The 1,391-nt window shown below is 72.7% G+C and carries 2 protein-coding genes; one reads left to right on the top strand and one right to left on the bottom strand.

The features are described 5' to 3' along the window. A partial coding sequence (locus AC13HU_RS37230; RefSeq protein ID WP_483046426.1) for a zinc finger domain-containing protein occupies positions 1-424 on the top strand: 424 nt, incomplete at its 5' end. Positions 425-855: 431 nt separating this feature from the next. Here AC13HU_RS37230 and AC13HU_RS37225 read toward each other — a convergent pair. Continuing rightward, entirely contained in the window at positions 856-1,326 is a 471-nt protein-coding gene (locus AC13HU_RS37225; RefSeq protein ID WP_483046425.1) for a Dps family protein, read from the bottom strand. Positions 1,327-1,391: the final 65 nt, after the last annotated feature.

Raw genomic sequence — 1,391 nt, 5'->3', positions numbered from 1 at the left:
GGCCCAGCTTGCCGCGGACCCGGACCGCCCGGTCGGGGAGGCGTTGCTGGACCAGCGGAATCTGGCCGGGATCGGCAATGTCTACGTCGCCGAGTTGTGCTTTCTGCGCGGGGTGACGCCGTGGACGCCGTTCGGGGCAGTGCCGGCGCCCGAGCGGCTGGTGGGGCTGGCCAGACGGCTGCTGGCGGCGAACAAGGCGCGCCCCGGCCATGTGACGACGGGCGATACCCGTCGCGGGCGCACCCACTGGGTGTACGGCCGGGAGCACCAGCCGTGCCTGCGGTGCGGCACTCCGATCAGGTCGGCCCGGCATGGCGCGGACGCCCGGCAGCAGGACCGGGTGGCCTACTGGTGCCCGCGGTGCCAGCGAGGACCGGTGCCAGGTTCGGGCCCGGGTCCGGCGTCCCCCTCGGCCAGGAGCTGATCGCCGGGGAAGCCGGCGCCCGCCACCACGGGAGTGCCCGCCTTCAAACGGCGCCGCCGCGCCGCTTCCCGCCGTCGTGCGGGAACCGCGTGCATGGGGATCAGGCCGAGACTCCAGCCACCGGCGACGATCACGGAGTGCAGCCCGCCGGCGGGGCCACCCGAGGGATCAGGCCACAGGCCGAACCGCAGGACCGCCAGCCACCACAGCACGCCGCCGACCACCGCCAGCGCCACACGGATACCGCTCCCGTCCCTGGTTCCGGCCCCGATCCGAGCCGCGGGAGTGGCCGATGTGGCCGCAACGGCCGACGCGGGCGCTGCCTCCCGTGCGGCCCGCTCCGGCGCGGCCGGTATCGGCGCCGGAGCCGGCCGCCGTGCGCGCACCCGGGTCCGTATCGTCCGAGTCTTCCGAGGGTCGCGCACGGCGCCTCAGACGTTCTCCGCCTGGAACATCCAGTGGAACTTCTCCAGGTCGGCGGTGATGCCGATGAGGATGTCCTGGGTCACCGGGTCGGGCTTGTCAGTGGTCTGGATGCGTTCACGCATCCGGGTGATGCAGACGTCGAGGGCGGCGACCATGATCTCGACGACCTCGCCGTCCTTGACCCACCCGTCGGTGACGGTGTCGATGCCGCTGGTCTTGGCGACGGTGCCGGCGCGGCCGTCGGGGGTCACGCTGATCGCAGAGGCACGCTCGGCGACGGTGTCGGAGGCGAGGCGGGCGGTCTCCACGACCTCGTCGAGCTGGAGGTGGACGGAGCGGAACCGGGGGCCGATGACGTTCCAGTGCACCTGCTTGGCCAGCAGCGAGAGGTCGATCAGATCCACCAGGGCGCCCTGGAGGGCTTCACCGACGGTCTTGCGGGCCTGCTCGGCCAGGGGGCTCTTCACGACAGCCATGCGCTTGTCTCCTCGCGGATCGACGCGTTCGGGTCCCATTCATCCCGTTCTGACCTACTGCGCCC

This window comes from Streptomyces sp. NH27, from assembly GCF_056859195.1.
The sequence above is the reverse complement of the archived record's forward strand: the minus strand, read 5'-3'. Positions and strand labels throughout refer to the sequence as shown.